At 58.5% G+C, this 25,397-nt stretch carries 27 protein-coding genes and 1 riboswitch; of the genes, 7 read left to right on the plus strand and 20 right to left on the minus strand.

The genetic code is table 11. From position 1 onward, the window contains the following. The first annotated feature begins 78 nt into the window (after positions 1-78). Positions 79-711 carry a response regulator gene (locus tag AC06G8_RS21815; protein ID WP_447663230.1) on the plus strand — a complete coding sequence of 211 codons (633 nt, stop codon included), beginning with the start codon at positions 79-81 and terminating at the stop codon, positions 709-711. 54 nt (positions 712-765) lie between these two features. On the opposite strand, the gene lepB is transcribed toward AC06G8_RS21815, so the two are convergent. From lepB to AC06G8_RS21835, 4 genes are all read right to left on the minus strand, one after another. Then, positions 766-1,398 (minus strand): signal peptidase I, encoded by a 633-nt coding sequence (gene lepB / locus AC06G8_RS21820; RefSeq protein WP_480283942.1) that lies wholly within the window; start codon positions 1,396-1,398, stop codon positions 766-768. A 33-nt stretch (positions 1,399-1,431) separates the two neighbouring features. Then, positions 1,432-1,947: a hypothetical protein gene (locus AC06G8_RS21825; RefSeq protein WP_480283943.1), complete on the minus strand. Its 516-nt coding sequence runs from the start codon at positions 1,945-1,947 to the stop codon at positions 1,432-1,434. A gap of 85 nt (positions 1,948-2,032) precedes the next feature. Next, on the minus strand, positions 2,033-2,917 hold the full coding sequence (locus AC06G8_RS21830) for a hypothetical protein (RefSeq protein WP_480283944.1): 885 nt from the start codon (positions 2,915-2,917) through the stop codon (positions 2,033-2,035). Beyond that, complete coding sequence (locus AC06G8_RS21835; protein WP_480283945.1) at positions 2,904-3,398, minus strand: hypothetical protein; 495 nt, start codon at positions 3,396-3,398, stop codon at positions 2,904-2,906. Before AC06G8_RS21835 ends, AC06G8_RS21830 begins: the two co-directional genes overlap by 14 nt. 317 nt (positions 3,399-3,715) lie before the next feature. Between AC06G8_RS21835 and AC06G8_RS21840 the strand changes: the two genes are divergently transcribed. Beyond that, positions 3,716-4,597, plus strand: coding sequence for a general stress protein (locus tag AC06G8_RS21840; RefSeq protein ID WP_480283946.1), 882 nt, complete (start codon positions 3,716-3,718; stop codon positions 4,595-4,597). Between the two features lie 94 nt (positions 4,598-4,691). On the opposite strand, the gene AC06G8_RS21845 is transcribed toward AC06G8_RS21840, so the two are convergent. The 5 genes from AC06G8_RS21845 to AC06G8_RS21865 all read right to left on the minus strand — a co-directional run bounded on the left by AC06G8_RS21845 (position 4,692) and on the right by AC06G8_RS21865 (position 9,303). Further along, positions 4,692-5,987: a nucleobase:cation symporter-2 family protein gene (locus AC06G8_RS21845; protein ID WP_480283947.1), complete on the minus strand. Its 1,296-nt coding sequence runs from the start codon at positions 5,985-5,987 to the stop codon at positions 4,692-4,694. Beyond that, positions 5,981-6,610 carry a xanthine phosphoribosyltransferase gene (locus tag AC06G8_RS21850; protein ID WP_480283948.1) on the minus strand — a complete coding sequence of 210 codons (630 nt, stop codon included), beginning with the start codon at positions 6,608-6,610 and terminating at the stop codon, positions 5,981-5,983. The genes AC06G8_RS21845 and AC06G8_RS21850 overlap by 7 nt, the downstream gene beginning before the upstream one ends. Before the next feature lie 156 nt (positions 6,611-6,766). After that, positions 6,767-6,870: riboswitch (purine riboswitch) on the minus strand. 21 nt (positions 6,871-6,891) lie between these two features. After that, a complete protein-coding gene (locus AC06G8_RS21855) occupies positions 6,892-7,461 on the minus strand; it encodes an MFS transporter (protein WP_447663238.1) in 570 nt (189 codons plus the stop codon). Continuing rightward, positions 7,458-7,646, minus strand: a complete 189-nt coding sequence (locus tag AC06G8_RS21860) for a hypothetical protein (protein WP_480283949.1) — start codon at positions 7,644-7,646, stop codon at positions 7,458-7,460. The genes AC06G8_RS21855 and AC06G8_RS21860 overlap by 4 nt, the downstream gene beginning before the upstream one ends. Positions 7,647-8,283: 637 nt before the next feature. Further along, positions 8,284-9,303 (minus strand): AraC family transcriptional regulator, encoded by a 1,020-nt coding sequence (locus AC06G8_RS21865; RefSeq protein ID WP_480283950.1) that lies wholly within the window; start codon positions 9,301-9,303, stop codon positions 8,284-8,286. Positions 9,304-9,483: 180 nt separating this feature from the next. Between AC06G8_RS21865 and AC06G8_RS21870 the strand changes: the two genes are divergently transcribed. Next, a complete protein-coding gene (locus AC06G8_RS21870) occupies positions 9,484-10,065 on the plus strand; it encodes an NAD(P)H-dependent oxidoreductase (protein WP_480283951.1) in 582 nt (193 codons plus the stop codon). Positions 10,066-10,358: 293 nt separating this feature from the next. On the opposite strand, the gene AC06G8_RS21875 is transcribed toward AC06G8_RS21870, so the two are convergent. After that, on the minus strand, positions 10,359-10,946 hold the full coding sequence (locus AC06G8_RS21875) for a DNA-3-methyladenine glycosylase (protein WP_480283952.1): 588 nt from the start codon (positions 10,944-10,946) through the stop codon (positions 10,359-10,361). 381 nt (positions 10,947-11,327) lie between these two features. Here AC06G8_RS21875 and thrC point away from each other — a divergent pair, with 381 nt between their 5' ends. Further along, positions 11,328-12,716 carry a threonine synthase gene (gene thrC / locus AC06G8_RS21880; protein WP_480283953.1) on the plus strand — a complete coding sequence of 463 codons (1,389 nt, stop codon included), beginning with the start codon at positions 11,328-11,330 and terminating at the stop codon, positions 12,714-12,716. 241 nt (positions 12,717-12,957) lie between these two features. After that, the gene (locus tag AC06G8_RS21885) at positions 12,958-13,572 is read left to right on the plus strand and encodes an HD domain-containing protein (RefSeq protein WP_480283954.1); all 615 of its coding nucleotides are present in this window, start codon (positions 12,958-12,960) and stop codon (positions 13,570-13,572) included. Between the two features lie 150 nt (positions 13,573-13,722). On the opposite strand, the gene greA is transcribed toward AC06G8_RS21885, so the two are convergent. The 4 genes from greA to rlmN form a co-directional block, all read right to left on the minus strand. After that, on the minus strand, positions 13,723-14,196 hold the full coding sequence (gene greA / locus AC06G8_RS21890) for a transcription elongation factor GreA (protein WP_447663245.1): 474 nt from the start codon (positions 14,194-14,196) through the stop codon (positions 13,723-13,725). Positions 14,197-14,444: 248 nt separating this feature from the next. Beyond that, on the minus strand, positions 14,445-15,503 hold the full coding sequence (locus AC06G8_RS21895) for a GNAT family N-acetyltransferase (RefSeq protein WP_447663246.1): 1,059 nt from the start codon (positions 15,501-15,503) through the stop codon (positions 14,445-14,447). Positions 15,504-15,602: 99 nt separating this feature from the next. Further along, positions 15,603-15,929, minus strand: coding sequence for a YnfA family protein (locus AC06G8_RS21900; RefSeq protein WP_447663247.1), 327 nt, complete (start codon positions 15,927-15,929; stop codon positions 15,603-15,605). A 237-nt stretch (positions 15,930-16,166) separates the two neighbouring features. Then, the gene (rlmN, locus tag AC06G8_RS21905; RefSeq protein ID WP_480283955.1) at positions 16,167-17,258 is read right to left on the minus strand and encodes a dual-specificity RNA methyltransferase RlmN; all 1,092 of its coding nucleotides are present in this window, start codon (positions 17,256-17,258) and stop codon (positions 16,167-16,169) included. A 270-nt stretch (positions 17,259-17,528) separates the two neighbouring features. On the opposite strand from rlmN, the gene AC06G8_RS21910 reads away from it, so the two are divergent. Continuing rightward, positions 17,529-18,479, plus strand: a complete 951-nt coding sequence (locus AC06G8_RS21910; protein WP_480283956.1) for a cation diffusion facilitator family transporter — start codon at positions 17,529-17,531, stop codon at positions 18,477-18,479. Positions 18,480-18,564: 85 nt separating this feature from the next. Here the strand turns inward: AC06G8_RS21910 and AC06G8_RS21915 are convergent, their stop codons facing one another. Continuing rightward, complete coding sequence (locus AC06G8_RS21915; protein ID WP_447663250.1) at positions 18,565-18,897, minus strand: winged helix-turn-helix transcriptional regulator; 333 nt, start codon at positions 18,895-18,897, stop codon at positions 18,565-18,567. Between the two features lie 156 nt (positions 18,898-19,053). On the opposite strand from AC06G8_RS21915, the gene AC06G8_RS21920 reads away from it, so the two are divergent. Then, the gene (locus AC06G8_RS21920) at positions 19,054-19,998 is read left to right on the plus strand and encodes an aldo/keto reductase family protein (protein WP_447663251.1); all 945 of its coding nucleotides are present in this window, start codon (positions 19,054-19,056) and stop codon (positions 19,996-19,998) included. 104 nt (positions 19,999-20,102) lie between these two features. Here the strand turns inward: AC06G8_RS21920 and AC06G8_RS21925 are convergent, their stop codons facing one another. The 5 genes from AC06G8_RS21925 to AC06G8_RS21945 form a co-directional block, all read right to left on the minus strand. After that, positions 20,103-20,900 (minus strand): GNAT family N-acetyltransferase, encoded by a 798-nt coding sequence (locus AC06G8_RS21925; RefSeq protein ID WP_480283957.1) that lies wholly within the window; start codon positions 20,898-20,900, stop codon positions 20,103-20,105. Further along, positions 20,894-21,256, minus strand: a complete 363-nt coding sequence (locus AC06G8_RS21930) for a tyrosine-protein phosphatase (RefSeq protein ID WP_480283958.1) — start codon at positions 21,254-21,256, stop codon at positions 20,894-20,896. The genes AC06G8_RS21925 and AC06G8_RS21930 overlap by 7 nt, the downstream gene beginning before the upstream one ends. Before the next feature lie 237 nt (positions 21,257-21,493). Beyond that, a complete protein-coding gene (locus tag AC06G8_RS21935; RefSeq protein ID WP_480283959.1) occupies positions 21,494-22,702 on the minus strand; it encodes an MFS transporter in 1,209 nt (402 codons plus the stop codon). A gap of 93 nt (positions 22,703-22,795) precedes the next feature. Further along, positions 22,796-23,566, minus strand: a complete 771-nt coding sequence (locus AC06G8_RS21940; RefSeq protein ID WP_480283960.1) for an HAD family hydrolase — start codon at positions 23,564-23,566, stop codon at positions 22,796-22,798. Between the two features lie 251 nt (positions 23,567-23,817). Further along, on the minus strand, positions 23,818-25,347 hold the full coding sequence (locus AC06G8_RS21945; RefSeq protein ID WP_480283961.1) for a phospholipase D family protein: 1,530 nt from the start codon (positions 25,345-25,347) through the stop codon (positions 23,818-23,820). Between the last annotated feature and the right edge of the window lie 50 nt (positions 25,348-25,397).

Genomic DNA, 25,397 nt, shown 5'->3' on the forward strand with positions numbered 1-25,397 from the left:
ACTGAAGCATGTTACATTTCGGATCGATTTCATTTCACCCCATATATATTGATCAAAGAGAGGGGCCCTGCAGGTACGATGTCCATACGTGTATTGGTTGTCGATCCCTATCAGCTGGTCCGCAGAGGACTCACTTCCATCCTGTCCGGCGAAGAATCCATCGAAGTCATCGGCGAAGCCTCCGACCGCAAGGAAGCGCTTGCTCATATCCAGAGTCTGCAGCCGGATCTATGCATCATGAACAACCGGATCAACCAGCAGAGCGGCCTGGATGTCATCGGCAAGCTCAAGCAAGCGGGAGCTTCCTGCCGCTTCATGTACCTGACGTCCTCTATGCGTCCGGCCGAGCTTCAACAGGCGCTTGACCTCGGCATCGAAGGTCTCGTGCTCAAGGAGGCGCTGCCCGAAGAATTGATCCATTCGGTGCGGATGATCCACCGCGGACGCAAGTACTACGACGTCGAGCTTCTGGAATCCCGTCTGACCGACAAGCCGGCAGAGAATTCGCATAACTTGACGCCCAAGGAGCTTGAAGTCCTGCAGATGCTCAGCGAAGGGCTATCCAACAAGGAGATCGCTTCTCGTCTGGTCGTAACCGAATATACCGTCAAGAAGCATGTCAGTCAGGTGCTGTCGAAGCTGGAGCTGACCGACCGGACCAAAGCCGCTCTGTTCTACCATCAGAACTCCATGTTCCAGAACATCGTCTGACGTCCCCCATCTTCGCTTAAGACCGTCCGGAATTCCGGACGGTCTTTTATTCTCTCATAATCCTTCCAGAGGTTTAGAAATGGATTTCCATGGAAGCAGGCTCATGAGCGCGTAACCCTGAACTTCCTTGACCGGAACCTGTCCCAGCTCTGGACTGCGGCTGTCGAGGCTCTCTCCCGGCTCGCGGTTGTCCCCGAGCACGAAGAGACTGCCGGGAGCCACCCTGGTCTCGTCTATATCCATCGACTCTCCCGTCGTGTAAAGCTCAGGGAGCGCCTGCCCGTTCACGTAAACGATTCCCGCACGGATCGCTACTGTATCGCCTTCCGTCCCGATGACGCGTTTGACGATGCTGTAGCCGAGGGTTCCGCTATCCACAACGACCACATCCCCACGATCCGGCTTGGAGAAGTAGGTTGAAACTTTATTCAATAGAATAATATTGCCGCTTCCGAGCGTGGGAGCCATCGAATGCCCGGAGACACGATCCAGACCCACGGTATGGGTCAGGATGAACAAGCCAAGTCCAAGCAGAATGATGTAGCGTACCCAGCCCATCACTTCGGATCTGCGGCACGGTTTGTCTGCCCCTGCGGTCAAAGTCTCCCCAATATCGGATGCGGATGTGCCGACCGAATTTGATTCGCCATCAAGCGCTGCTTCTAGTTGTACGTTCTCCCGATTCATACGCTTGACCTTCTTTCCCTCATATAGGAGTCGTTACGGCAGGTCTGAACCATAGACCACTTCGGAGACAGGCGGCGGTGAAGCTGACGGCTGCGGATCGCTGAGGGTAATGGCGTTCAGGTCCGCAATCGCCCTGCCTTCAATGGCATTCAGGCTGCTCACGTAGGCTTGCTTTTGCTCGTCATTGGCGAACGAACGGCTGCGGAGCAATTCATCCGCGCGATTCTGGATAGCCTCGATGGCGGCACGGCGCTTCTCATCCGCATAAGCCTGCAATTCGGAGTGCTGGCTCTGGAGTTTCGCCTGGAGTTCTTGCTGCAAGCTGGCCTTCTTGACTTCCGTTTCGGACCTGATCCCATCCGTCATCTTGGCGATGACCTGCTCCGCATCGGATTCCATTACGATCCGGAACTTTTCCTTGAGATCCACATCGGCGAATGATACGCCCAGCGAGGCGACAGCCGTCACGCTTGCAGCCACAACTCCAAGCAAAACCCGGTTCATCCATTTTTTCGCCGGTGCTGCGTTAGAGCTTCTTTGCTTTCTCATGCTTGTTCTCTCCCTTCACCTTGGATGCAAACAAGTCGTCAAGGGGACTCCAGGAATCCCCTTGACGGCTGTCGCCTTGCATTGATTACTTAATGCTGTTGGCTACGGCATCCAGAGCGTTCAGCGCGTCGGTCGTAGCGGTAGCTGCAGCCGCGTTTACTTTTTCGTTGTTGGTTTTTACAAGAGCTGCAGCATACTCGTTGATTGTTTTGCGGAGTTCTGCGATTTTGGCATCCAGGTTTTTGCGGATTTCGGCATCGGCCGTCGATTTAGCTGCGCTCATCAGATCCAACAGATCGGCTTTTGAATCCTGGATTTTCTTGGAAAGCTCATCCGTAGCCGCTTTTTGAATTGCCTCGATGTCCTTCTTGACTTGATCCGTGCTGTCGTTGCCTTGTTTGTTGACGGCTCCATCAAGAAGGGCTTTAGATCCTTTCTCCGTCACTTCGACCGCAGCGTTGGTCAGGCCTTGGTTCAGGCTGATCAGGGCCTGCTTCTTGGTTTCCAGTTGGCTGGACAGGCTGTTTTTGGCTGTTTCGACCTGGTTCACGTAGTCGTTCTTCGTGCTGTTGATCGTGCTTGTGGAGGTCGTGGATTGTTCTTTTTGGTTCGTTAAGACTGCAGATTTGGAGTTGGCCGGCAGTTTAATCGTATCAAAACCGTATTTCACCAATTCGGAACCCAGGTTCAAGGAAGCCTTGGTCGTAACCGGATCCGATACGTTTTTCGTAATGTTCGTGTTGTACCAGCTTTGGAATTGTCCACCGATATCCGTTGCCGCGAACACCGTGCCCATGCCTGCGATAAGACCCGTTGCCAGAACGCCTACTGCTACTTTACCTTTAAGGGATTTAAGGGATTTCAGGGATTTCATTGCCATGATTGATTCTCTCCTTTTAAATGGGTTTTTGGTTGTACGGATTATGTAATCTTCTTGACCCGGCTTGCAAGGCCGTTCAAGGCCTTTCATTCCCGGATGCCTGCTGTCCCTGCCATTGCTCCAGCGTCCGCTCCAGCGCCTGTTCCAAATCGGTTTCGGATTGCTCCGTCTGCGACTGGACAGCCTCCCGAAACTTCTGCCGGATCGTTCCATCCTCGCCTTCGCCGCCTCGCAGCTCTTCAGCAGCCTTCTCAAGTTCGCTGCCCATGGACCGGATTCTTGCGCCGATGGAGCCGGAAGCTTTCTGGCCGGCTTGCTCTGCAGCCATATCCAGCTCGTCAGCAGACTTTTGCGCCTGCTCCTGGACAAGACCTGCAGCAGAGGCTCGGATCGATTCGCCGGCTGGCTCCTCCCGCCCCCAGCGAAGGGAGCCTGCCTTCTGCGAGAAGGCATCCTTGTACCAGGCTTTGAGCTGCGCTCCAGCATCCGAGGCGCCGCTGGCTGTTCCCGAACCAATCGCCGCCGCAAGCGCCAGAGCGGCAATGCCTGCCGTCAGAACCGTGCGTTTCATATCCTCACCTCCGCTTTCAGTCTCCGGGACTTTATTCCTGGTGTCTGTACTCAGTATAGGGCTTGAGTACGGCTTAATCGTCACCATTAAGGATAATTCTGGTTGTCCCAATAAGTTCCAATCGAGAAGAATGAAAGGAGTAGACTACTTTTCTCCCTATGGCCTCTTTGTGCCTGCAGCTAGAGGATGAAGGCATCCCTTGGGAGTAGAACATCTACTCCTTTTGAGCCAGAATGAAACTATTTCGGCTCGTTTACGCATGAAGGACAGCGGTTATATAACTTCCAAGGCATTAAAATCTGAAGGAGGCGAAAGAAATGAGCAAAAAAATCGTAGGCGTATACGACACGGAAGAAGCGGCAATCAGCGCTATCGAGGATCTCAAGGCGCGGGGAGTCAACAGCGAAGATATATCCATTCTGGCAAGAGACAAGGGCGATGTTGCAGCCATCCAGGAGGAAACCGGAACGATGGCTCCCGAAGGGGTCGCAGCCGGAGCCGCAGGCGGCGGAGTACTCGGCGGCCTTACCGGCCTGCTTGTAGGCATCGGCGCTTTGGCCATTCCGGGCATAGGGCCGATCGTTGCGGCCGGACCGATCGCGGCTGCGCTCACAGGCGCAGCCGTAGGTGCCGGAGCAGGCGGACTCGTCGGCGGCTTGATCGGCCTTGGCATTCCGGAGAATGAAGCCAACATGTACAATGAATATGTACAGGACGGCAATATTCTGGTGCTGGTTGAATCCAACACCGAACGGGACCATGACATCTACGATTCGCTCCGTTCGACCGGCTCCATCAACGCGCCTTCTTACGAACGAGACATTCAGCCCTACAACCAAACGGCTGCGGCGGCCGAGCATGTCGGAGCGGACGGCGCCGTCCCTGCAGCCGACGTGTACCCGGACGGCGAGCCGGTCCGCAGAGCCGGCCTCGACCCATCGCCGGTCGCAGGCACCGGTCTCTCGGACCGCGACCGGGATGGACGCATCATGGGAAGCGACCGCGATCCTGTCGACGGCAGCTACAGAGCCGCGGACGGCTATGCGGAGCCGGACCGCACGCATGATTCCCGTTACTACAGCGATGAAGAACGCCGGGACGGCCATGTGCCGCTGAACCGCGACCGCGACGGGAACGGCGACGTCACCCTGCGCGAGCGGGCGGAGAATCTTGGCGACAATGTGAAGAACCGCTTCTGATCTCCTTATCTATAGAAGAGACGTCATGAAATCAAAAGAGGCTGTTCCGGTCCTTGGCGGACTTGGAACAGCCTCTTTCTAATTCTAAAAGCTTCTACGAAGCTTCCTGGTAAGCGGCCGGCGCTGCGTCGCGCTGGCGCCGCGTCATCATGATGTTCAGGATGATCGCGGTCAGCGATCCTGTCACGATGCCGCTCTGCAGAAGCATCGAAGCCTCCGACGGCAGCTGGCCGAACATCGCCGGCACGGTAGCGGAACCGAGACCTACAGCCAGGCTGCACGCGACAATCATCAGGTTGCCTTCCTTGCGCAGATCGACTTCGGACAGAATGCCCATGCCGGAAGCCGCGACGGAGCCGAACATGACGATCATGGCGCCGCCCAGCACGGCGCTGGGCACGACGGTCGTCAGCGCCGCGAGCTTCGGCAGCAGGCCGAGCAGCACCATGATGGCGCCGGCAGCGACGATGACGCTGCGCTTCTTGACCTTCGTCAGCGCAATGAGGCCGACATTTTGGGAGAAGGCCGTATAAGGGAAGGCATTGAAGATGCCTCCCAGCATGATCGCAGCGCCCTCCGAGCGCAGGCCGTTCACGATCTGCTTCTCGTCGACCTGCTGGTCGGTCGTCTTGCCGACGGCCAGGTATACGCCTGTCGATTCCACCATGCTGACGATATTGACGAGAATCATCGTCACGACAGCAACGAGGCTCACATGCGGAGCGCCGAAGTAGAACGGCTGCGCGATGCTGAACCAGGAAGCGTCCCAGACGCCGGAGAAGCTCACCATGCCCATCGCATACGCGGCTGCTGTGCCGGCGGCAAGGCCCACAAGCACCGCGATGGCGCGCATGAAGCCTTTGGCGAAGCGGCTGACGACCAGAATGACGACGAGGGTGAGCAGCGCCAGCAGCAGGTTGCGCGGGGCGCCGAAGTCGGGCGCGCCCTGACCGCCTGTGGCGTTGTTCATCGCGACAGGGATGAGCGACAGTCCGATGATCGTGACGACCGATCCGGTGACGACCGTCGGGAAGAAACGCAGCAGCTTGCCGTACAGCGGCGCGGCGAGCAGAACGAACAAGCCGGACAGGATAATGGCTCCGTATACGGTCGCAAGGCCGTATTCCTTGCCGATGACGATCATCGGCCCGACCGCCGTGAACGTGCAGCCGAGCACGACCGGGAGGCCGCTGCCGAAGAACCGCGTTTTCATGACCTGCAGAAGAGTGGCAAGGCCGCAGGTGAACAGGTCGGCGGCAATCAGATACGCGATCTGGGTCGGCGTGAGTCCGAGCTCCCCTCCGACGATCAAAGGAACGACGACGGCGCCGGCATACATGGCGAGCACATGCTGAAGGCCGAGAGTGACGGTTTTGCGGCGGCTCAGCATCCGGCTCCATCCATTCCGGCGGCGCCGGCTGCAGCAGGCTCGGCTTCAAGCTCGCTGACATACGTGACTCGTCCAGGTGCCATCGATGCGATCCGGGCGAGGGAATGCACCTCGACTCCGAGCTCCTCCAGCAGGCCGCGGCCTTCCTGGAAGCTCTTCTCGATGACGCAGCCGACTCCGCACAGCTGAGCGCCGGACTGCTTGACGATGTCGACAAGGCCGACGAGGGCGGCTCCGGTCGCGAGGAAATCGTCCACGATCAGGACGCGCTCCTCTGGTCCCAGATAGTTTTGGGAAATGCTGACCTGATACGTTTCCTGGCGGGTAAAGGAATGGACCTGAGCCGTGTACAGGTTCTCGGTGAGCGTCACCGCTTTTTTCTTCTTGGCGTAAACGAAAGGCACTCCAAGCGCGATGCCCGCTGCCATCGCGAACTGGATGCCGCTCGCCTCGATCGTCAGCACCTTCGTGATTCCCCGGTCTGCGAAAATTTGCGCGAACTCGCGCCCGATCTCCAGCGCCAGCTCCGTATCGACCTGATGGTTCAGGAACGAGTCCACCTTAAGCACCTTGTCCGAGAGGATCTGACCTTCCCGGCGGATGCGTTCTTCCAGCTGTTTCATCGTCGTCCAGCGCCCCTTTTCCTGTTATCCGGCCTCTTGAAAAAAACAAAAAACAGACCCCACTGAGCTGGTACCCTCAAGTGAGATCTGCCTGATAAGACAAGTCATTGGATACGCCTGGCTCGTCCGGCGCCAAGCTGCGCGCAGACAGAACCAAAAAAAGGCGTTCTCACTCATAGTCGGACGATTGCATTGGTCATCCGGTAGAAACTTATGGGCCGTATCCCCATGATTATACGAGTTATGAAAATGCTGGCAAGAGTTAAATCTGACAAGATCCGTCATGTCTCCATTCCGGCCGGGCCCGACTTCTCCTGCACCCGCAGGAGCACCAGCCCGCTGGCGAACAATAAGACGGAGCCGAAGTAGAAGATGAGATCCAACGTAAAATAATCGACGAGAAATCCACCGGCGATGACCGCCAGGCCCGAGAACAGCGACAAGCCCATATGGTAGCGACCGATCTGCTCCCCGCGCCGTCCTTCCTCCGTGAGATCCGCGAGCAGGGCTTTCTCGCATGTCCGCTGCATCGCTCCGAATACTCCCATCGCCACCTGCAGCGCATAGACCTGCCAAATGCTCGTGACCAGGGGGAAGAGAAGGAAGAGAGCCGCCATTCCCCAGGAGCCTAGCAGGAGGAAAGGCTTGCGGCCGAACCGGTCGGATGACCGGCCGAAATAGCCGTTCAGATAGGCGGAGCAGATCGTGAACAAGCCGTAGGCGATGCCGTACTGGGTGAAATCGCCGCCTATTTCCTTGATGCTGATCAGATAGAAAGGAAACACGATGCCCGAGCCGAGCGTCATGACGTTCTGGGAAAGCATCACATACCGCATCGCGACGGTTCTCATCGCAAATACTCCGCGTACCATTCGTTCATGAACAAGGACTCCCTGTCGTAAGCGAGTTTCGCTGCCTTGAATTCGTCCGCTGCCGGATATGCCGCGCGGAACTGCTCCTTCGATGCGAAGAGCTGATAGGTCAAGTAATAGGTGCCGCCGACTTGCTCGGCAAGCCCGATCATTTTCTGCGTCACGCTTTTCAACCGCTCCAGCCTTGCCGGGCGAAGACGCGCCAAGTGCCGATCCCGATGGATGGGAGCCCGCTCCGGAGATCGAGAGGCCGGTCTTCAACACCTATCGGACATACGATCCGTTATTTTAGCCAAAATCCCATTTTCGGATATCTATCGGACATACGATCCGCTATTTGTGAACAAATCCCCTCATATCGATAGCTTGAAAGCAAATAAGGGATCCTATGTCCGATAATCGCATGATTCGCCTTCAACTCCGCAAATAACGGATCCTATGTCCGATAAGCAGCCCGCCAGACTAATCCAAATCATTTCGTCATTAGATCTGCTCCAACCTCATGCAATTTGCACATTCGATGCACAGACGCGACAATGCTGCCTTAATCTAATTCCAGCCGACTTCACCAGCTCCTCCTGACTGCCCCTTGTATCCCGTATATCCACTTGCAATTGTGGAAGTTGGACTATGGGCGACGGTGCCGGTAGGCGCGCATGAAAGTGGACTTTACGAGACGTGCCGGGAGAGATGCGCAAGGAAGCTGGACTTTGGGAAGCAGTTTCTGCGGAGTTCAAGGCCTTGACGCATCATGTCCTTCGACAGCCTTCCGACCACCAAGCAGCCTGCTGCTTGAGAACGTCAATTCGCTACGGAGTTGCCCTGCCTGGAATGCCGGTATTGGCCGGGAGTCATTCCCGTCCATTTCTTGAATGCGCTGTGGAAGGCGCTCGGCTCGGAAAAATGGAGCAGATAAGCCACTTCGGCGATGCTGTGCTCTTCCCGGGCCAAATAACGGACCGCCAGCTCCTTGCGCAGCTCCCCGGCGATCCGGTTGTAGCTGGTTCCCTCTTCCTTCAGCTTGGCCTGGAGGCTGCGCGTGCTCATGCCCAGTTCTCTGGCGGTATCCGAAAGAGAAGGCAGCGCGGCGCCGGTACGGTTCAGCAGATGCCGCGAGACGCGTGCGGCGACCTTGCGTCCGTCCTGCATATCATCCAGAACCCGTTCCGCCACAGACTGGAATGCCAGACGAAGCTTCTCGTCCGCCACCAGCACCGGCAAATCGAGCACCTCCAGCGGATATTCGATCTCATCCCTTTCCGCTCCGAAACGGGGGATCACGCCGAAGACATCCCCATAAGCCTCCACCGGCGCTGCCGGCTGATGCCTCATGGAGACGGTGGCCGGAAGAAGCGGCCGCCCGGCCAATCTGGACAAGGCGCGGCAGATGGAAGAGAGCATATCCTCCTTGCAGTGGCGGGATTCCGGGATCGACGGATCCCAAATATGGAATCCGATTACGGCCATATTCCCTCTTGTCTTCTCATCCAGCTCATACCCGCTGCAAATCATCGCGTGGTAACGGCCGAGGGCGGCCAGCGCCTCCCGAATCGTGCCGCAATGCTGCATGACGTATCCGGCGATGCCCAGATCCGCGAATTCCATCCCGCTTCCCAGATGAAGCCCGAACAGCTCATCGCTCGTGAACCGGCTAGCCGCCTCCATCAGCCGTACCATTTCCCCATGCGGGATACGGGCATCTCCCTGAAGGAGAACGCGGGAATCCAGTCCTGCTTCGCGGCAGAACCTCGCTGTATCGTACCCGCGACCGGCCATGCCCCGCATGGAAGCCGCCAGCAGCGTAACCGTCATTCCCTCCATCGTGCGCCTCCCCTCCCTTTGCGCGAATGATCATCAACGATGCGCTTCGCGTCACTGGAAACCTTTTGTGGATAGTTTACCATGAATGCATGGAGGAGCGGCATAGAAGCCGCTGCTGTAACACGGGCTGCGGAAACATTCGGCTGACTGCCCATGAAAATGCAAAAGGAGAGGTTTCTTATGAAGAAAAAAATAGCGGTTGTCATCGGCCATCCTGATGCGGAGAGCTTTTGCCACGCACTGGCTGGCGCTTACATCCGGGGAGCGGAAGCGGCCGGAGCCGAGGTTCAAGTGCTGGACCTCGCATCGATGGAGTTTGATCCCAATCTGCGGCATGGCTACCGCAAGCGGATGGAGCTGGAACCGGATCTTCTGCAAGCGAGGGAGCTGATGAAGAGCGCGGATCATCTGGTCTGGGTCTTCCCCGTCTGGTGGGCTACGATTCCGGCTGTGCTCAAAGGCTTTTTGGATCGAACCCTGCTGCCAGGATATGCCTATCAATTCAAGGAGGGCTCCTCCAGTTGGGAGAAGCTGCTCAAAGGCCGCTCGAGCCGCATGATTGTGACGATGGACTCCCCCGCTTGGTATTACCAGACAATACTAAGGGATGCCGGTATTCATGCCATGAAAAAAGGAACCCTGGAATTCTGCGGCATATCCCCCGTGCGCACCACTCGCATTGGCGGCATGAAGGACTCCTCGCCGGATCGCCTGGCCGCTTGGATGGAACGCATCGAGAAGCTCGGACAGAATATGGACTGACAAACTCTGTGGGCTGTGATCGCCTTTGGAGATGAGGGCTGCAAGTTTCTTATTCATGAGACATGCAACGCTGCAATTCTCTTAAATATTGTCTGCGCTCTGTCTGCAGTCTCTCGATGAACGGAAGCAGCACCATCATCCTCAACAGCATGAACGCACTCTGTGCCCGGTCGGTCGGGCTTGCGGCGAGAGCAGGCCGGGGGCCGGGGCCGGCTCCCATCCCTTTCATGCAAAGCTTTCCAGCTTACATCGTAAGTGTGCAGGTTGGGAGAGACCATACAACTATAGTTGCTTCACCGGCTGATGAACGGACTGCCGCTCTCCCAGAACCGCCACGGATAGTCGCGGGCTTCTCCGCTGTTGTCGATGCCGATCCGGGGGCCGGCCGCGATAATGCCCCTCTCCCTTCCCTCCGCGATGTACAAGGGCGGCTCGAACATCGGATGGCCGTAATCCGCCATCGTAATGCCGAGCGCCCTGGTCAGCTTGCCGGGCCCGCTCGTCAGGTCGCGCAGCTTCTTGTCCGCGCCGCGCCGCTCCTGCATGAGCTCCAGCCCCGCGCACGGCTCCAAGGCCCGGATCAGCACGCCCTCCGGGCTGCCGAGCTCCGCGCTGACGACGTTGAGCAGGCAGTGCGTATGCATCACATGCGCATAGGCATGTCCGGGTTCGCCGAACATGACCTCCGTCCGCTTGGTCCTGCGTCCGCCGTAGCTGTGCGCCGCGCGGTCGCCCGGACCGCGGTATGCCTCCGTCTCCACGATCCAGCCTGCCGCCGTGCCCTCCGGCGTTTCCTTGACCAGCAGCATTCCAATCAATGCCTGCGCAAGCTCCAGCGTCGGCTGGCTGAAAAACTCCCTGCTTACCGGTTTTCCGATCATGGTCCGCACCTCCTTCTCTATCGCTTGATTATATCATCCATCGCCGTCCGCCCGGCTGCCGGCCAGCCAATCTTCTGCCAATTATCTCGGCTTCTCGACTATGGGCTATCCCGTCAGCTTACATCCATTCATTACGCCCACCCAGCTCGGCTTTTCGACTACCGAGTCCCCCGTCGGCTCCAGCCGTTGACCGCACCCGTTCATGAAGGCTCCGTACCTCTGTTTCCTTTGCTGCCATATTCCGATCCGCCCTCGCAGCCATCAATCCAATGACAGGCTCAAGCGGCCGCAACCTGACGTGAAATTGCAATTTCGGGGTAGGTGTGCGGGCGAATTTCTGATACAATAACGGAAAATTCAAACCGGACGAGGGGACTTGGCATGGAATACATCAGTACGAGAGGCAAGGTTGCCGGAGTCGGCTTCATCGACGCCATTCTGATGGGACTGGCGGATGACGGCGGCCTGCTGCTGCCGGCGCAGATTCCGCAGGTATCGGCAGACACGCTGAAGCAATGGCAGGAGCTCACCTACCAGGAGCTGGCGCTGGAGCTGTTCGCCTTATACATCGGAGACGAGATTCCAAGAAATGACCTGCGCGCGCTTGTCGAGGACAGCTACTCGACGTTCCGTGACGAGGCCGTCACGCCGGTCCGCCGCATCCGCGACGGCCTCGACGTGCTGGAGCTGTTCCATGGCCCGACCTTTGCCTTCAAGGACGTCGCTCTCCAGTTTCTCGGCAACCTCTACAGCTACGTGGCCCGCCGTACGGGTTCCACGATCCACATTCTCGGCGCGACCTCCGGCGATACCGGCGCCTCCGCCATCGAGGGCGTGCGCGGCAAGGAGGGCATCCGCATCTGCATCCTCCACCCTCACGGCAAGGTCAGCAAAGTCCAAGAGCTGCAAATGACGACCGTCGACGACGCCAACGTGCTCAATCTCGCGATCGACGGCACCTTCGACGACGGCCAGCGCATCATCAAGGAACTGTTCGCCGACGTCGAGTTCAAGCACCGCTACCATCTGAGAGCCATCAACTCCATCAATATCGCCCGCATCCTGGCGCAAACGGTCTACTACTTCTACGCCTACCTGCAGCTTGCCCGCCGCGGAGAGATCGCTCCGGTCAGCTTCAGCGTGCCGACAGGCAACTTCGGCGACATCTTCGCCGGCTACCTCGCCAAGAGGATGGGCCTGCCCGTCGACAAGCTGATTCTCGCGACGAACGAGAACAACATTCTCGCCCGCTTCGTCGCTGAAGGCGTCTATCAGCCCGGAGAGTTCCGCGGCACCTACAGCCCTTCGATGGATATCCAGGTCGCCAGCAACTTCGAGCGCTACTTGTTCTATCTCTACGGCGAGGATGCCGCCTCGATCTCGCGTCTGATGGCTCAGTTCAAGGAAGAGGGCAGCTTGAGCATTCCGGCAGAAAAGCTCGCTGCGGTACAGGCTGACTTTGCCGCTTATGCGGTAGGCAACCAGGAATGCCTGGACACGATCGCCCGGTATTATCGCGATACGGACTACCTGCTCGATCCTCATACGGCATGCGGCGTAGCTGCCGCAGACCGGCTCGCCGTTTCCGGCGAGGCGATGGTGGCGCTGTCCACGGCCCACCCGGCCAAGTTCGACGAGTCGATCCGCCTCGTCGGCATCGAGCAGCCGTTCCCGCCCCAGATTGCCAAGCTGTTCGATCTGCCGCAGCATCAGCAGCTGTCTCCCGCCACGAACACGGCGATCGCGGAGAAGCTGGCTGAGTTTTTCTGAATCCCGAAGACCGGAGCCTGGTGGCGCCGGTCTTTTTGCCGCCCGCATCTTGCGGCCGCTTCCGTTCAGACCGCATAGTCAAGTCCCGCGCTAGATGCATAGCACATGGCACATCGATACGTGTAGGCGGTTGGAGCTTGAAGCCGCTCGTGCGACAGAAGCTCTCCCTTCCCTCCTTTGTATGGCTACAACAGACTTCGAAGACTACTTCCGCTGATGGGCGGTCCAAGGAGGATTCCTCTTGAATGAAGCTTATTCACTTCTGAAGCCGGTTCCGCTTAGCGGCGATCTGCGGAAGGATATCTATGCCTTTCTCGTCTCCAACGGCCGGGAAGATACCGCCGTGCACTGCATGGCCGTAGGAACGGAAGCCCGCCGGTTGGCCGAAGCAGCGGGCTGCGATCCGTCCCAGGCGGAGCAAGCCGGCTGGCTGCATGACATCAGCGCCGTCTATCCCAACGACGCCCGCATTGAAGCCGCGCGCCTGCTGAACCTTGACGTGCTGCCCGAAGAAGAAGCCTTCCCCATGATTGTGCATCAGAAGCTGTCCCGGCAGATGGGGCATGATCTGTTCGGCATCCGAGATGCCGCCGTGTTGGATGCCGCAGGCTGTCATACGACGCTGCGTCCTTGCTCCACGCTTGTCGACCGGGCCGTGTTTGTCGCCGATAAAATCAAGTGGGATCAGACGGGCGAGCCGCCCTATCTGAATCTTCTGCTGCCGGCGCTGGAGCAATCGGTTACTCATGCCGCCTTCGCTTATCTCTCGTACATGTGGGAACAGCGGGACAAGCTGCGGGTCGTGCATCCTTGGCTGCGGAGCTCCTATCTGGAATTGTCCGCCGACCTTACATAAGCTTCCATCGCTACCGCCATTGCCCGGGCAATAAAAAAAGCCCGCCGCCTGCTGTCGAGGCGCGGACTGCTTCTGCTTGCCATGATGCATTTTGTTCCTGCGCTTGCCCGCCTGCTGTCTGATGCCTGCGACAAGGTCGACAATCCGATATTAAACCGTTTTGATTTCAAGCACCTTGTAGCTGATCTTGCCCATGGGCGCATCCACTTCCACCACGTCGCCTACCCGCTTGCGGATCAGGTTCTTGCCCAGCGGACTTTCATAGGAAATCCGGTTCTCCAGCACATCGGCTTCGGCAGGAGATACGATCCGGTACTCTACGTTCTCATCGAACTCCCGGTCATGAAGGACCACAACCGAACCGACATTGATCGAGGAAGTATCCGTCGTGGTCGCTACACGAGCTTTCTTCAGCATCGCCTGGAGCTGCAGAATTCTCGTCTCCATGAAAGCCTGGTCGTCTTTGGCCGAATGGTATTCGCTGTTCTCTTTCAGATCGCCGTAGCTGATCGCCGTCTTTATGCGCTGGGCCAGTTCCCTGCGCCGCGGTCCCTTAAGGTCTTCCAGCTCTGCTTCCAGCTTGGCCAGACCTTCCGCTGTCAAGATGATTTCATGATTGTCCATTCCTGATCTCTCCTTCAGTTCCTGCTCCCTCTAGTGTAGCACAAAAAAGCCTCGCGGATGCTTCGCGGGCCCGGACGGCCATTATCTCCCACTATCGGAGCCTGTTCCGGAACAAGACAAACAAGTCCAAAATCCCGAGCCTTAGACCGGGCATGGACTTGGTTCAAGTGAATTCAACTGAAATCGCGGAAGGAGTCCGTCCGGCTATTCCGCATTTTTTTGCAGGGATTCGTATCCGGAAAGCTCATTCATTGCAGTCTCGATATTTCCGCATCTCGATCCGAGGGATCGAGCTTCCTGTTCGCCGCAGCAATGCTGCCGACGTCGCCTTTGATCCGGTATTTGCCTCGCAGCGAGCGGTAGCCGAGATTCCGGTTCACGGCCAGCATCGGCTCGTTCAAGGAGTCGTTGTCTGTGCGCAGATAGAGAGCGCCTGTCCGCACGGCGAGGCGGATGGAAAGGATTTTCAGAGCCCGGGCGATGCCGCGCCCCCGATAATCGCGATGCACGCATGTATATTCGTGGTACATGCCGCGGGTCTCCTCGAAGTAACGCAGATTGCAATCGCCCACGTACCGATCGCCGTCCAGCGCAAGGATCACCCGCTCCGGCGCATAGCCGTCCCCGCGCAAATTCCATTTCTGCCAATCTCCGAAGCCCGGAGGCGTTCCAAGAAACCCCGGAATGTCGTTGAAGGTAGGCGACTCCAGCTCGTAGAGCAGCTGCTCCCTGTCCTCCTCCGGCATATCCGCCAAGGAAACGAAGCGGATCCCTTCGCTCTCGAGCCGCTCGATGACGGCGCCGTCCGCAAGGGCCGCGGCCTCTTCTACATGATTGAGATCCAGCACCGACTGCCAGGACCGGCGCTCGATCTCGAATCCGGACTGCTCCGCGAAACGCAGCGAGCGCAGATCGTCATCCCATACTTCCGTGTAGATTCGGTCTGCCCCGATGGCTGACGCCCAGGCGGCCGCCTCCCCGAGCAAGGCCCGGCCGACTCCGAGACCTCTGAATGCCTTGGATACGACCAAGGTATGGTACAGGCCGCCAGCCTCTGTCCACGGAGCGCGCCAGGTCCATAAATACCCGGCAATCCGGCCGTCATCGTTGACCGCCACTCTCCGGAACCGGTCATATCCTTCCAGCAGTCCGTCGGCATTCATATGCAGATGTCCTTGCTCATACAGCTTGCTGTCGGCTTCCGCCAGGCTCTCCGCCGTCGTCGGCTCGGACAGCTCTTCATTCCAAACGGCGGCAATGCCTTCGTAGTCATCCGGCAATACCAGCGGACGTATTTTGAATTCCATGCTCGAATCCCTCCATAACGCGGTTCCCCGCATGCTTATGAAGCTCATTATGGAGATGATTCATTTCCAGGTAAAGGTAAAAATCCGCTATATCCGCTTTTAACCGCGCGGAGCCCACAGCATGATCGATACCCCTGCCATACATACCGCAGCTCCCAGCCAGTCGTACAGATCCGGCGTCTTGCGGTCGACGAGCCATCCCCACAGAACGGCCATGACGATGAAGACGCCGCCGTATGCCGCATAGACCCGGCCAAAGGAAGGAAAGCCCTGCAGGGCAGGGATGATACCGTACGAGACGAGAAGGATGCCACCTGCGATTCCGAACCAGAGCGGCTTCGACTCGCGCAGCCACAGCCACACCATATACCCTCCGCCGATTTCGGCGAGTCCCGCCAGCAGGAACAATACCCACGCTTTGCCCAATACCCTTCACCCAGCCTTTTCCTCTGCTTTTTCCTGTCTTTTCTGCAGCCTTGCGGCGGCCGTCGGCCTTTATCGTATATGCGGGAAAGCGAGGTGTCCAGAGCTCGGCGCCTTCGTCTACATTTGATATAGATCTTCATCTGATCGCGCTGCCCTCATCCTGAACGTGCTGCCTTCATCTCGACTGCAAAAAAAGCTTTCCGCCGAGGCGGAAAGCTTTATGGGAAAACAGGCGGGTCAGACCGCCGCTTCGCTCTTGCCGCCATCCGCACGCAGCTGCTTGCTGCGCAGCTGGCCGCAGGCCGCATCGATATCCGCGCCATGCTCCAGCCGCACGCTGCAGCTGACGCCGTTTTTCTTGAGCGTGTCGTAGAAGCCGTCGATCGCCTCCGGCGTGCTGCGCTGGTACTGGCTGTGCTCGTCGACCGGATTGTACGGAATCAGATTCACGTTGGCCAGCTTCATCAGCTGGGGCCGCGAACGCATCAGATCCGACAGCTCCTGCGCATGCTCCCGCAGATCGTTGACATCCTTGAGCAGAATGTACTCGATCGTGATGCGGCGGCGCGTCCGGTCGAGGTAATAATCGATGCTCTCCAGCAGCTTCTCGATCGGAATCGCCTTGTTGATCTTCATGATCCGCGTGCGCAGCTCGTTGTTCGGCGCATGCAGCGACACGGCCAGATTGGCCTGCACGCCGCTGTCGGCGAAGTCGCGGATCTTGGCGGAAAGGCCGCTCGTCGATACGGTGATATGGCGCGGACCGATCGCCAGCCCCTTCGGATGCTGCACGATCGCCAGGAAATTCATGAGATGGGTGTAGTTGTCGAACGGCTCGCCGATGCCCATCACGACGATATGGCTGACCCGCTGGTCCAGGCCGGCTTCGTCCAGATACAGCTGCACCCGCATGATCTGCTCCGCGATCTCGCCTGCGGTGAGGTCGCGGCTCTTCGCGAGCAGGCCGCTGGCGCAGAAGCTGCAGCCGATGTTGCAGCCGACCTGGGTCGTGACGCATACCGACAAGCCGAACTTGTGCTTCATGAGCACCGTCTCGATCAGATTGCCGTCCTGCAGACGGAACAGGAACTTGACCGTGCCGTCCATCGATTCCTGGCGCGTATGCTCTTCAAGCGTGCCGAGCCGCCAGTTCTCCTCCAGCAGCTGCACGCATTCCTTTTTCACTCCGGCATTGGCCATTTCGCCGAATGTCCGGACGCGTCTGCGGTAGAGGCTTTCCCATACCTGCATCGCATGAAACTTGCGGTGTCCGCGTTCCCCGAGCCAAGCTTCCAGCTGCTCCTGGGTAAGTCCGTACAGGGTGTTCATCTATATTCAAACCTCTTTCTTCTTTTCAGCATCCAGGCTCGCTTTATCGTCCCATAAGCCGCCCGATATTTCAAGCCGGGACAAGCCTAGGAAGGCACGCGGGCACGCAGGGCCCGACGACCTGCATTCTTTCGCCGACAAAGCCTGCTCTGAAGCTGATTATCATCGTCATTGCGCTGAAAACGAGTCTCATTTAAAAGAATTGTAACCATCTAATAACAGGAGTAATATAATAATAACTATAATTTAAATGGAAAGGTCGAGATCCGAGTGGTTGATTTTCATCATCTCCAGCACGTCAAGGAGCAATCCCGGTCCAAGAAGACGTTATGGATCACGCTGCTTCTGACCTTGTTCTTCACGATCGTCGAGATCGTCGGCGGACTGCTGTCGAACTCGCTGGCCCTGCTGTCCGACTCCGCCCATATGATCTCCGACGTCATCGCCCTCGGACTCAGCATGACCGCTATCTACATGGCCTCCCGGCAGCCGGATGCAAGGTTCACGTTCGGCTACCTGCGCTTCGAAATCATCGCTTCCTTCCTGAATGGACTTGCGCTCGCGGTCATCTCGGTCGGCATCTTCGTCGAGGGCATCCGCCGCTTCCTCCATCCGGAGCCGATCCAGTACGGCTTGATGCTCGCCATCGCCTCCATCGGCCTCGTCGTCAATCTCGTGCTGACGATCGTCCTCAGCCGCAGCATGAAGGAAGAGGACAATCTGAACGTGAAGAGCGCCCTCTGGCATTTCTTCGGCGATCTGCTGAGCTCGGTCGGCGTCATCGTCTCGGCGCTGCTCATCCTGCTGACCGGCAGAGTCTGGTTCGATCCGCTCATCAGCCTCGTCATCGGCGGCATCATCTTCATCGGCGGCGCCCGCATCACGCGCGAAGCCTATCTCGTCCTGATGGAGTCCGTGCCCCGCGAATTCGATCTGGAGGCGATCCGCGCCTCGATCCGGCAGGTCAAAGGCGTCGAGGACGTGCATGAGATGCATCTATGGGCCGTATCGACCGACCATTATTCGCTTACGGCTCATGTGTTCGCCGATGAGAATATCCAGCCGTTCTGCATCATCCTCAATATCAACGAGACCTTGAAGCAGAAGTACGGCATCTCCCATTCGACGATTCAACTCGAGCATGCCGGCATCAATCCGCATGGCGAATACGGCCGGGAATTCTTGAAAAGCAGGCGGGAACTGACGGGCAGCCGAGCTTGAACAGGCAGACTTGCATGCCGCTCAAGCATTACTCAGCATTTCTAAATAACACCTTATTTAAGCGCCCTATTAAGGGTGCTTTTTTTCATGTCCATCTAGCCGCCCACAGCTTCATTTCCTTGATGATCTGATGCAGATCCTGCCCCTTGGGGGTGAGCGTATATTCGACCGTGACGGGTACGGTCGGATAGACTTTGCGTTCCAGCACTCCCTTCTCCTCCATGTGGCGAAGGGTGCTCGTAAGCGCCCGGGGGCTTACGGCCGGGATCAGGCGCTGCAGCTCCCCGAAGCGGCGGGTGCCGCAGAACAGCTCCCGCAGGACGAGGAAGGCCCATTTGCCGCCGATGACATCCAGCGTTTTTTCAATATTGCAATCGATCGTGTCGGGGTTTTTGGGAATGTAGTTGCTGCTTGCCATGGACAAATCTCCTTTGCGAAAGCTAGTAAACCTCAGTATAGTAGATATCCTCTATATAATAAAGTGAGGATATTTTCACTACTTCCCCTGAGATAGAAACATGCGTACAATTAGCCGTGATAAGGCAAGCGCATTCAATTATAGGAGGGATTCTCTATGGATTATCGCAGGCTTGGAAGCACCGGCGCCAAGGTGAGCGAGATCAGCCTCGGCAGCTGGCTGACCTACGGCGGCTACGTCGAGCGCGAGAACGCGGTGAAAGCCATTCATGCCGCTTACGATTTGGGAATCAACTTTTTTGATACGGCCAACGTGTACGAAAGAGGAGCGGCCGAGACGCTCGTCGGCGAAACGATCAAAGCGTTCCCCCGCCACTCCTACCTGCTCGCTACGAAGGCATTCTGGCCGATGGGCGATCTGCCCAACGACAGGGGCCTCTCGCGCAAGCATCTGACGGATCAGTTCCATGCGAGCCTGAAGCGCCTCGACGTCGATTACGTGGACATCATGTACTGCCACCGCCACGATCCCGAGACGCCTCTCTACGAAACGCTGCGCACGCTGGACGATCTCGTCCGCGCAGGCAAGGTGCTGTACGTCGGCGTCAGCGAGTGGACCGCATCCCAGATCGCGGAAGCGCATGCCATCGCCGACCGCTACCTGCTGGACCGCATCGTCGTCAACCAGCCGCAGTACAACATGTTCAACCGCTACATCGAGCCGGAGATCATTCCGTACAGCGAGCGCAGCGGAGTGGGACAAGTCGTCTTCTCGCCGCTCGCCCAGGGCCTGCTGACGGGCAAGTACACATCCGTGGACAACATCCCGGCCGACAGCCGCGCCGCGAAGCTGGAGTGGATGAAGAACGGCATCACGGAAGAGAAGATCGCCAAGGTCCGCGAGCTCGGCGCCATCGCTTCCGATCTGGACCTGACCGTCGGCCAGCTGGCGCTCGCCTGGATTTTGCGCCAGCCGAACGTAGCCAGCGCCCTCGTCGGCGCGAGCCGTCCGGAGCAGGTCGTCGAGAATGCCAAGGCTTCCGGCGTCAAGCTGACCCAGGAAATCGTCGACAAGATCGAGGGCATCCTCGAAGGAAAATAAAGACGCGTCTGCGAGAAGCCGAAAGAGTCCGAGCAGCTGGATTTCCAGATGCTCGGACTCTTTTTTCCTATGCCTATTGCTCCGCGCCTCGACAGTCCTCTGCGTCATCGAACAGAATGACCGTCCGCCGAAATTCTCAGCAGCCTCGTCCTCGTCGCCATTCCCGCGCTCTCCAGCGTCCGCTTGGAGGCCTCATTGCCGTACCCGCATCCGCTGACCGCCGTCAGCCCGTGCTCCGCGCATCGCTGCCTCAGCCGAAGGATCAAGCTCTTCCCTACGCCCTGGTTGCGGCAGGACTCGTTCACGAACATCCCTATGCTCGCTGTCCCTTCGAACAGCCTCGACTTCTCCAGCACTCCGATGCCGAGCAGCAGGTTTCCCCTGAAAAGGACGAACAGCTCGCCGCTGGCGATCCGCTGCTCGTACTGATCCAAAAACTCGCCGCACACGTTGCCGATTGTCTCCTCATCCCCGATCTCGGCCGGACGGAAGATTTCTTCCTGGCGATCCGGCGCCGCAACGGCGTGCAGCGGGATGCCTTCCTGGAACAAATAGGCCTGCTTCCGGATGGGGAAGCCCCTATCGAGCGCCAGGCTGAGAAACAGCTCGTCGCAGGTCGGGAGCAGCAGCGACTGGATCGAATGATGCTCCATCACTTGTCCGAACAGCACCTGCGAGTGCTTCAGCCAAGGAATGCGGATGTAGAACTGCGTCAGCAGCGCTTCGCCATGTATGGCGTAATAACCGGCCAAGCCGGTGCCTGAATGGAACGAATAGAAGGCGGACTCCAGAATATGCTCCTCCAGGAAGGAGTCGAAAGGAACCGCAAAGCTCCTCAAATATTCATCGATCAGAATGCCGATCTCTTCCTTGGAACAGGGCTGCGCGGTCGGAATCAGCATGCGGCCGGCTCCAGATACCACTCTCCCAGCTGCTCCAGCTGCGGCTCCGTCAAGCCGATTCCACCCCTCAAAAAGGCTTCGGGCGTACCGTGGACGCGCCGGATCTCGTCGAACGCGGCCTGAATGTATTCCTCTCGGAAGGCCAGCACCGAACGGACCCGCTCCAGATGAGACTCGGTGCGCAGATCGCAGACGGCCGTCATGCCGAGCGACTCCACATAAAGAGCTTCCTCAGCCGTCAGGCGATGCAGCTCGCCCGAACGGAACAGGACGCCCTCCTTCACCTGCCTGCCGTCCGCGGCCATGCAGCCGCCGAGCTCTCTCCTATTCAAGCCAGCCTCCAGCTGTTCCTTCATGGAATGCACTCTCCTTTTCTGTCTTCGAGCGAAGCCGGCCGTATGCTCCAACCGTTCAGGGGCGGTGGGTCAGCTGCGGTCGGTCCGCCAAGTCTTGCAAACAGCTGGCGGTTCCTAAGCATCTCTCGTGCAAAATGATAGCGTCTGCTATTCGTTTATCCTGCAAAACCGCATGGCTGCCGGCACCGCAGCCGCCCAGATCCGTCTGAATTGCCATCAAGTATTTCGAAGTAATACTCAGCATTCCGGATTCGTTTTCGACTGATTTCGACCCCATACCTTCATGCTCAGGCCCAGGCTGAGCGCGATGGCAGCCGCCGAGAAGGCCAGGCACACCGCTTGCAGCCCAAGCACATCCGCAAGTCCGCCGACCGCAAGCGTAAGGCCGCTCTGCAGCGCTCCCTGCGCCGCGTCGGCAAGGCTGGCCACTCGGCCCATTCTGTCGGACGGCACCTGCTTCTGAAACCAGGTGGCGTAGCCGGTGCCGACATAGGACATGAAAAATCTGAGCAGGACGAATGCCGCCGCAGCCAGGAAAAACGTATGCGACAGATAGAAAAGGAAGTAGAAAACGCTCGTCAGAAGCGTCGCCGGGCCTAGAAACCAGCGCCAGGAGATCCGCTTCGCGAGCAGGGCTGCCGTGAAGGAGCCGGCCAGCGCTCCGATCCCTGTCACGCTGACGATGAACCCGTATTGCTCCGTGGACAGCTTGAGATGCTGCTTGATATACGTCAGTTCTTGAGAGTCGATCGAGTAGCCGATGATGACGGAGCTTTGGAACAGCAGATAGATGGCCAGGAAGGACGGCGCGGTCAGGACGAAGCTCCGCACGACGCCCCAATCGCTCCGAAGCATGCGCAGCGTGACGGGTTCCCGGGCCGGCCCCTCGAGCCGAGGAACCGCCGGCAGCAGCGAGATCATCAAGGCGCAGACGAAGAAGGTGACGGCGTTGAAATAGATGCTGAGGTCCGTGCCGAAACGATAGATGAGCAGCCCGGATATGGCCGGCCCGAGCAGGAAGGCGCCCGAGCTGCTCATGCCGAGAATGGAGTTGAACCGCTGGCGGTCTTCCGCCGGGATGAGCTTCGTGATGTAGACCGACTGGCTCGGACCGAAGAACGATCCGGCCAGGCTGATGAGGAAAATGAGTCCGAAGATGACCCATACAGAGGAGGCGAAAGGAATAAAAAGCATGAGCGTGCCGCGCACGAGGTCGGTCAGCATCATGAGCTTGCGCACATCGGTGCGGTCGACGATGCTGCCTGACCAGAAGTTCGTCAGCAGGAGCGCGATCGGCCGGATGACGAACAGTCCTGCCATAGCGGCAGCGGAGCCGTCCGTCAGCTCCAGCAGGGCGATGTTGATGGCGACGAAATAGATCCAGTTGCCGAGATGAGAAAACCCCAATCCGCCGACGAGAAGGGCTGCATGCTTCCAGGACTTCAAGGATGTCCATCCTCCTTACGGCCAAGAAACCGTTTTCTTCAATCTATCACGGATTCAATGTTCCACAATAAGGAAAATGTGACAGCTTCGGCACTATGGCAGCAGCCGTATATCTGCGCAGGAAGCCACGACGACGTCGGCATCCGGCAGCTGAAGCGCGGCATCGCCCGCAGCCAGTCCGATCGCAGCCGCCGCTCCGGCCGCCTTGGCCATGAGCATATCCCCGTTGGAGTCGCCGATGATGACGACCTTGGATATGTCCAGTCCCATCCGGCGGCAGGCGAGCTCCGCCAGATCGGGATAGGGCTTGCCGCGTTCGACAAGGTCGGTGCCGATGATTTCGCCGAAGTGGCCTTCGAGGCCGAGCCAGGAAAGATGCTTGACCGCCGCGTTCGTTTCGTCGGCCGTCACGACGGCCATCGGGATGCCGGCCGCGCGGCAGGCTGCCAGCAGCTCCGTCACGCCGGGCAGGGCGAGAGCGGCCCGCTCCCGGTCGAGCTCACGGTCGGCATGCTGCCAGCTCTCATGGGCCGCCACCCGGGCATCCGCCCAGGACAGGCCGTGCCGATAGCCGCATGCGCTCAGCAGCGCCAGCAGCTCATGCAGCGTACCCATCGACAGAGGGCCGCTGCGGTCATAGCTCTCGGCATTGCCCTCCGGCGCGAACGAGATTCCCCACTCGTTGCCCAGCTCTTCCAGAGACAGCGGTTCAAGCCCCCATCCCTCCAGCCGGGCGCTGAAATGCTGCCTCATATGGCGCGTCCATGCCCCCCAGGTATGAACGAAATCCAGGAGCGTTCCATCCTTGTCGAACAAAATGGCTTCCGCTTCGAATATGCGGCCTGCTGCGACGATCTGCGGCATATGGCTTGTCCTCTCCCTTGTCGCGCTTTCCGTCCGTTTGCGGAGCGCTCTTTTTCCCAATATAAAGGATAGGCATAGCTCTTGCATAGACAGCGGAAGGCCGGCAAGGCCGCTTTCCGCGCTTGTCTCTGGCTATTAGGCAGCAATGCCGCGATTATTCAGGGATGAATTCCGTCGATTGCATCCGGTCCTGCACCGCAAGCGGCAAAAAAACCGCCCCGGCCCCATAGGGCCGAGAGCGGCTTGATCCGTCAAAAGGTCGTAAAGCCAAGCAGATCCTGGACTCGGTAAAGCACACGCTTGATCCAGACCGTGTCATTCTCGTACTGGCCGTATTCGACTGTATACGGCGCATCCTCATTGGACCAGAGCCGCTGGAAATAAGCTTCCGCCTCCATCGCCGCACGGCTCCCGGAAGGGGCCGTTATTCTCAGATTCGACTCCAGGTTCAGATCGTCGAGATTGCGGGCCGTGAAGTTGGCGGAGCCGTTATGGATGACCGCGCCTTCCGGACCTGCGATGAGCATTGCCTTGACATGATACTGCTCCTTGTCCGTGTTGTACCAGCGGATCTGGATGTTCCCGTCCGACTTGTCCGCAAGCTCCTGCGCCACGGGACGGTTCGGGATGCCGATCTTGCCGTTGCCAAAGGCGACTTCGTTCGGGTCCAGGATAAGCCGGATTGCGGCGCCCCGCCCGGATGCATCCAGCAGCGCCCGCACGACGCTGCGGTCGGCCAGATAGAACATGCCCATCCACACGGTGTCGCCGGCGCCGGCAGCCTTCAGATCGGCAAGCACATGCTTGCGGATCTTGCCCTCGGTCAGCAGCTGGACGCCGATCGTTCCTTGCCCGGCCGATTCGGCTGCCGCAGGCGGAGGAGGATCAGGCAGCCTGATGCCTGCCTTGGACAGATCGAGAGCCGCCTGCTCGGTCCGCAGCGCTTCTCCGATCAGCCCGCTGCTTCCGCTTACGGCATAACCGCTGTTGGAATTATAGAAGCTGGAATCATGGGCATTGGCGCTTGCAAGGACGAGCTCCTTCTCCGTAATGAGCACCTTGCGGTGGTTGGCCTTGGCGTTGACGAGCTTCAAGTAAGCGCGCAGCGTCATGTCCGGCGCCTCGCTCGCCATCTTGTTCGGAAGCCAGCCCTTGCCGTGCTGCCCGAACCAGCCGGCCGTCATCCTCCAGGCGGCGGTGTAGAGCGGATTGGAGTCCCGCAGCGGGTTGACGTTCGTAATCGACACCTGGATGCCCGCACGCTTCAGAAGCTCCAGCTCCGGATCGTCATGGGAGCCGTAGGAGGTGTTGACATCGTCGGTAATGACGATTGCCGCAAGCTCGGGGTACCGCTTCTTCTGCTCGATCAGCTTGTCCGTCATCTTGCGGCTGAGCGGCGGGTAGGACTGTCCCTTGTTGGCATAGCCGTTATACAGGAACATATCGAGAACGATGAACTGCCTCGCGTTGCCGATCGCCTGGAACATGCGCTCGAAAATCTGCTGCTCCACCTGCTGCCCGCCGCTGGCGTCCCGATGCGTGAGATCGTTAAGCAGCTCCAGGCTGCCGTCCGGAACGTAATGGACGGTTCCCTCGAAGGATACTCCGGGAGGGAGCGGCTTATGGGTCTGATAAACGACGACGCCAGCATACAGAATCAGCAAGGCAAGGACGGCAAGCAGCCAGGGCTTGCGGTAAAAAGGCCTCGAATGCCGGCCGGACCGGCCTTGGACCCGGCTTGGAGAGACAGGATGCGATGGGATCGAAGCTCGTCGTTTCATGGATAGGTTCTCTCCTAACAGGGTTCTCTTCCTTGTGTACCGCCCTTGGC

The organism is Paenibacillus sp. SJS-P3 (genome assembly GCF_056711585.1).